General features: G+C 69.5%; 6 protein-coding genes. 4 read left to right on the forward strand and 2 right to left on the reverse strand.

The features are described from left to right. From trkA to QZT59_RS07425, 3 genes are all read left to right on the forward strand, one after another. Positions 1-1,313 (forward strand): Trk system potassium transporter TrkA (trkA, locus tag QZT59_RS07415; RefSeq protein ID WP_290813591.1); only part of this gene is annotated, 1,313 nt, incomplete at its 5' end. 162 nt (positions 1,314-1,475) lie between these two features. Next, entirely contained in the window at positions 1,476-3,746 is a 2,271-nt protein-coding gene (locus tag QZT59_RS07420) for an amino acid permease (protein WP_290813594.1), read from the forward strand. 174 nt (positions 3,747-3,920) lie between these two features. Further along, positions 3,921-4,583, forward strand: coding sequence for an HAD family hydrolase (locus QZT59_RS07425; protein WP_290813597.1), 663 nt, complete (start codon positions 3,921-3,923; stop codon positions 4,581-4,583). A 127-nt stretch (positions 4,584-4,710) separates the two neighbouring features. Here the strand turns inward: QZT59_RS07425 and QZT59_RS07430 are convergent, their stop codons facing one another. Then, a complete protein-coding gene (locus QZT59_RS07430) occupies positions 4,711-5,109 on the reverse strand; it encodes a hypothetical protein (RefSeq protein WP_290813600.1) in 399 nt (132 codons plus the stop codon). Between the two features lie 130 nt (positions 5,110-5,239). Beyond that, the gene (locus QZT59_RS07435) at positions 5,240-5,689 is read right to left on the reverse strand and encodes a DUF2240 family protein (RefSeq protein ID WP_290813603.1); all 450 of its coding nucleotides are present in this window, start codon (positions 5,687-5,689) and stop codon (positions 5,240-5,242) included. A gap of 286 nt (positions 5,690-5,975) precedes the next feature. On the opposite strand from QZT59_RS07435, the gene QZT59_RS07440 reads away from it, so the two are divergent. Then, the gene (locus QZT59_RS07440; RefSeq protein ID WP_290813606.1) at positions 5,976-6,347 is read left to right on the forward strand and encodes a 30S ribosomal protein S8e; all 372 of its coding nucleotides are present in this window, start codon (positions 5,976-5,978) and stop codon (positions 6,345-6,347) included. Positions 6,348-6,567 lie beyond the last annotated feature (220 nt).

Below are 6,567 nucleotides of genomic sequence, written 5' to 3' on the forward strand. Positions count from 1 at the left end.
CCGGAGCGGTCGGGCGGGCGATCGCCGAAAATCTGGAGGACTCTCACGACGTGGTCGTGGTCGACCGCGACGAGGGGGTCGTCGAGGAGCTCACGTACGAGCACAACGTTCTCGCGCTCCGCGGCGACGGGACGGAGATCGCCACCCTCCGGGCGGCCGGCATCGAGGACGCCGACCTCGTCATCGCCTGCACCGACGATGACGAGACGAACGTCGTGATCTGCGGGGCGACCAAGACCGAGAGCGACGCGTTCACGATCGCTCGCGTCAGGCGGCCGACGCTCCTGCGAACCTGGCAGGGCTCCGAGGGCGCGTTCGGCGTGGACTTCATGGTCTGTACCGACCTGCTGACCGCCCAGGCGATCTTCCGCATCTCGGGGCTGCCGGCCGCCCAGGACGTCGACATGTTCGCCGGCGGCCTCGTCCGGATGGCGGAGTTCGAGATCGGCCCGGACAGTCCGGTCTCCGGCCAGACCGTCCGGGAGGCCGACCGATACGATTCGTTGACGTTCGCCGCGGTCTTCCGCGACGACGACATGTTCGTCGCGACGGGCGAGACCGTGATCGAGGGCGGCGACCGCGTCGTCGTCATCGGCAGCCCACAGTCGGTCTCCGATTTCGCCACAGACATCGCCGTCACTCCGAACGACGGCGACGAGGAGATCGTCATCGTCGGTGCCAGCGAGATCGGCTTCCAGACCGCCCGCGTCTTCGAAGAGCACGGCTACCGACCCCGACTGATCGAGCAGGACCACGACCGGGCCCGCGAGGTCGCGGAAGCCCTGCCGAAGACGCTGGTGCTCGAGAGTGACGCGACGGACGTCGACTTCCTCGCCCGCGAGCACGTCGACGAGGCGGACGTCCTGATCGCCGCCCTCGACAGCGACGAGAAGAACCTGCTGGAGGCGCTGTTGGCCCGGCGAGTCGGCGTCGAGCGCACGATCGCGGTCATCGAGAACCTGACGTTCGCGGAGCTCTTCGAGATGGTCGGCGTCGACGTCTCCATCAATCCGCGCGAGGAGACCGCCGAGGAGATCATTCGGTTCACCCGGGCGGGTCGCACCGAGAAGATCGCCATGATCGAACACGACCGCGCGGAGGTGATCGAGTTCGAGGTCGGTCCCGACAGCGCGCTCGTCGGACGCCCGATCGTCGAGGCGGCCGCGGACTTTCCGGACGGGGTCGTCGTCGGCGCGATCTCGCGCGGCGGCGAGCTCGTCACGCCGCGCGGGTCGACCGTCGTCGAGGCGGGCGACCACGTCGTCGTCTTCGTTCACGCCGACGTTCTCGACGAGGTCGTCGAACTGATCTGAGCGCGCGGCCGGCCGTGGTCGACGAGCGAGTGGCGGCGTTCGGTCGGCCCGATCCGGTTTTCGGAGATCCCCTGGACCCGATCCGGTTCTCCGGTCGTCGACACACCCCAGCCGAGCGAAATTCCCAAAACCCTTCTACCGCTCCCTCTGAACCCTCACCCAATGGCCAAGGAACTCGAGCGCGACCTGGGTCTGCTCTCGGTGGTCGCCATCAGCATGGGGGCGATGATCGGGAGCGGCATCTTCATCCTGCCGGGGATCGCGATGGCCGAGACCGGGCCGTCCGTGATCCTCGCGTTCGTCGTGGCGGCGATCCTCGTCGTTCCGGCCGCGGTGAGCATCGCCGAACTCGGCACGGCCATGCCGGAGGCCGGCGGCGACTACGTCTTCATCGAGCGCGGGATGGGGCCGGCGGTCGGGACGATCGCGGGTCTGGGCACCTGGCTCATGCTCATGCTCAAGGGTGCGCTCGCGCTCTACGGCGGGATGTTCTACGTCAACTGGATCCGACAGCTCCCGAGCTACGACCTCACCGTTCCGCTCCTCGAGCTCGCGGTCACGGTCCCCGGCGTCCGGGCGCTCGGCGTGACGGTCGCCGTCGTCCTCATCCTGGTGAACCTGATCGGGGTGAAACAGACCGGCGGCCTCCAGCTGATCATGGTGATCGTGATGCTGGTGATCCTCTCGGCGTTCGTGATCGGCGCGATCGTCCGCGTCGAGGGCGGGAGCTACGAGCCCTTCTTCACCGAGGGATCGGCGGGCCTGTTCAGCGCGACGGCCATGGTGCTGGTCTCGTACGCGGGCGTCACCAAGGTCGCCGCCGTCGCCGAGGAGATCGAAAATCCCTCGCGGAACCTCCCGCTGGGGCTGCTCGGCTCGCTGATCGCGACCAGCCTGCTCTACGCGCTGCTCGTGTTCGTCCTCGTGGGCGTGGTCGACGGGGACACGCTCGCCGACTCGAACGAACCGATGGCCGTCGCCACCGACGCGCTCTTCGGACCGCTGTTCCTGGTCGCCATCGTGCTGGCCGCCATGCTCGCGCTCGTCAGCACCGCGAACGCGGGGATCCTCACCGCCTCGCGCTATCCGCTCGCGCTGAGTCGGGACGGCCTCTTCCTGAAGCGCTTCGAGTACATCCACCCGCGCTTCTCGACGCCCTCGGTGGCGATCCTCTCGACCGGCGCCATCATGATCCTCGTCATCGCGACCCTGCCGGTCGACGACATCGCCAAGACCGCGGGCGCGTTCCAGATCCTCGTCTACATCCTCGTCTGCGCCGCGCTGATCGCCTTCCGCGAGCGCGACCTGGGCTGGTACGATCCCGACTTCCGCACGCCCGGCTACCCGTGGGTCCAGCTGTTCGGCATCGCCTCGGGGCTGTTCATCATCACCCGGATGGACCTCTTGCCGATCGTGGGGGCGGTCGGGATCACGATCTTCGGCGTCGTCTGGTACAACTGGTACGCCCGCGAGCGCGTCTCCAGGGAGGGCGTCGCCGTGGGCCTCGCCCGGCGGGAGGCGGGCAAGCAGTACGTCCGGGACACGGAGGCCCAGATGGAGCGGACCGACCGGTACGAGGTCCTCATCCCGATCCGGACGGACGTCTCCCGAGCGGCGGAGAACGCGCTCCTCCGGATCGTCGCGCCGGTCGTCCGCCACCGCGGCGGTCGGATCCGCGTGGTTCGATTCGACGAGGTGCCCGACCAGGTGCCCCTGGACACGGCCGCCGAGACGCTGACGGAGGCCGACGCCGAGTTCGAGACGCGAACCGACGAACTGGTCCGCGACCTCGACGTCCCGGTCGAGGTCGGCGAAGTCGTCAGCCACGACACCCGCCACGCCGTGGTCAACTTCGCCGAGCGCACCGGCGCGGACCTGATCTTCGCCAGGCAGGAGGCGACCAGCCGTCTCGGCACGCTGTTCGGCCGGGACACCGACTGGATCATGGAGCACGCGCCGTGCGACGTCGTGTTCGTCCAGCACGAGGACGTCGTCGACGTCGAGGAGATCGCGATCGTCACGGACCGGAGCCCGTTCAACGACCCGCTCAAGGTCGAACTCGCCGACGCGATCGCGACGGAAGTCGACGCCCGAATCCGGTTTCTCTTCGCCGTCTCGGAGTCGGCGAGCGAGGAGCTGGTCGAGACGGTCGAGGACTACCACGCCGAGCTCGACGAGCTCTGTACGAGCCCGGTCGAGAGCACGGTCCTGCGGACCAACGACGAGATCGGCGGCCTCACGACGGCCCTCGGACGGGCCGATCTCGTCATGTTGAGCACCGTCACCCACCGACGGCTGCCGGACCTGCTCGTCGAACAGCGATCCGATCGACTGGCGGCGCTGCTCGACAGTCCGGTGTTGCTCGTCCACTCGAAGCGGACTCGGCGCGGCTCGTTCCTGCGCCCGATCGTCGAGAGACTGCTCTTCGATTGACGTCGGCGATCCGGGCCGGGGTTTCGCGACCGGACGGGATGGCGGGATTCGCGACCGGACGGGATGGCGGATTTCGCGAACGGAGGGGATAGCGGGTTTCGCGAACGGAGTGGATATTCGGTTCCACGACCGGAAGGGATACCTTCAACACCTCTCGGTCCTACCCTCCACCCGATGATTCGCGCGGTCGTCTTCGACCTCGATTACACCCTGGCCGTCCCCGAACGCGACCGTACGACGATCCTCGAGGAGGCGGCCGCCGCGGCGGACGCGCCCGCGCTCTCCCGTGAGGCCTACCTCGAGGCCCACCGGCGCAACCTGACCCGCGAGACGCGGGAGCCGATCTTCGAAGAGCTCCTCGACGAACACGGGGCGGACGTCGATCCCGCGGCGGTCGCCGCCGCCTACCGGGAGTCGATCGCCGAGGCGCTGGCGCCGCTGCCCGGCGTCGAGGGGATGCTCGACGACCTCCGCCGGCACTATCGCGTGGGCTTGCTCACCAACGGCCCCGTCCGCGCCCAGCGCGAGAAGCTCGAGACCCTCGGCTGGGAGCGCGCGTTCGACGCCGCGCTCGTCACCGGCGAGCTCGAGGCGGGCAAGCCCGATCGGCGGGCGTTCCGGGCGATTCTCGACGAGCTGGGCGTCGATCCCGGCGATGCGGTCTACGTCGGCGACGAGATCGAAGCCGACGTCCGCGGCGCGACCGAGACGGGCATGCGGGTGGTGCAGGTGCTCCGGCCGGAGACGGCCCCCGACGAGCGGGCGGTCGCGCACGTCTCGCAGTTCGAACTCGCGGCGACGCTGCCGGCGACGCTCGCGGAACTCGACGAGGCGTAGCCGGTCGGACGAATCGGTCGCCGTCCGGTCCGACGGCCCGTCCCCATCTCACTCGGTCCGGCGGCCCGTCCCCATCTCACTCGGTCCGAAGACTCGTCTCCGTCAACTTCTGACCCTGCGAACGGTCTCAGTCGGAGACTCGGTCGCCGACGGCGGCGAGCACGTCCGTCGCCCGCTTGACCTCGGCGCCGCTCTCGACGAACACCAGCGTCTGCGGCGGACGGACGGCCTTCGGACGCGTCCGGAGACCGACGTCGGCCGCGGTCTCGTGGGCCGTCTCCTGGGCCTCGCGAAACGAAACGTGCGCGCGGTCCTCGTGAACGTGGACGGTCGCCACCCGCCGCGCGTCGCCGGACGACTCCCCCGACGTCACGTCGTAGGCCCGCGCGCCGTCGGCGCTCGGTTCGACGTCCGGATCCGCGTTCGTCACGGACAACCGGCCCAGTCCGCCGTCCTCGCGCCCGTCGATCTCGGAGGCGAGCAGCTCGGCGATCCGCCGTCCGTCGGTGACCCGTTCCTCGACCATGGTCGCGATTCGACGCGTCGGTCCTAACCGTCTTCGATCGCGTCGTCCCGATTCCGACCATCTTCGATCGCGTCCTCCCGATCTCGACCGTCTTCGATCGCGTCGCCTCCATCCACTCACGAGGCCGCCGTCACTCTTCCAGCACGGACTCCCGGACGTCGGTCAAAAACTCGTCGACCTCGACGCCCTGCCGCCGGGCGTAGACCACCGCCGCCGCCTCGATCGCGATCGCGAACTCCTGCTGGACGGTGTTGATCGCTCCCACCGCCTCGTGCTTGGGCTGGCCCTCCGCCACGACCGCGTCCAGCACCCGCTCGAACGCCGACCGGCCCTGCAGCAGGTCCTCGTCCGGGACGAAGTCGTCGGGCACCTCGACGCTCCCCGTCTCGATCGTCAGCCGGAGGTCGTCGCCCTCGCGGTCGAGCAGGCCCTCCTCGGCGGCGACGTCGACCAGGCGCTTGGCCTGGTCGGGCGAGAACCAGTCGCGGTCGAGCGAGAGCCCGACGACGAACTCGTTCTCGCGGAGCGTCTGGGACCCTTCCTGGACGAACGGCGCGGCGACGGCGACCCGGAGGCTCATCGCCGCCGAGTTTCGCGACGGATCGGTTAACCGTGACGGTTCGGCGGACGGGCCAGACGCGGTTCGGTGAACAGGCCCGACGCGACTCGGGGGACGGGGCAGACTCGACGTCCCCGGGACGGGCCCGACGGGGTTCGGCGGACGGGCCCGACGCGACGCGCGTGAGACGGTTCGGCGAGCGTCCCGACGAGGCGCCGAAGCGAGGGTCGCCGAGGCCGAATCCGCGGCGGGTCCGGAAACGGGTCACATCGAGCCATATAAGTATCGTCCGGCAGTTCGGACGGGTATGCAAGATCAGGGCCGCTCGACCCGAAAGCGCACCGGTGGACGACTGAAGCACGTACGGAACAAGCGCAAGTACGAACTCGGCCGCTCGCCGACGGAGACGCAGGTCGGCGAGCCCCGCTATCGGACCGTCGACGTCCGCGGCGCGGGCGAGAAGGTCCGCGCGCTGGCGACGAACGTCGCGAGCGTCCACGCCGACGGCGAGACCGTGACCGCCGAGATCGAGGACGTGGTCGAAAACGACGCGAATCCCAACTACGTCCGCCGGAACATCATCACGAAGGGCGCGATCATCGAGACCTCAGAGGGGACCGCTCGGGTCACCTCCCGCCCCGGGCAGACCGGCCAGGTCAACGCTCTTCTCGTCGAGTAATTCGGGCGCCCGTTCTCCCGCGCGTTCGTCGCTGGACGTCGGGTGTGGGTATTACGATCCGGACGTCTCCGCGCGGGGGATACCCCGGACGGTGTAGAGAACACGGAGGCCAGAAAGCCCCCGGCCCGCTCGGGGGCTGGGCCTGGCGAGACGCGGAGCGTCTCGCCGGCCGTCACTCGCTGCGTGTCGCGCGGCGAAGCCGCGCGAACAGTTCGCGGGA

Origin of the sequence: Halovivax sp., from assembly GCA_007119345.1 — an archaeon.
GTDB lineage: Archaea > Halobacteriota > Halobacteria > Halobacteriales > Natrialbaceae > Halovivax.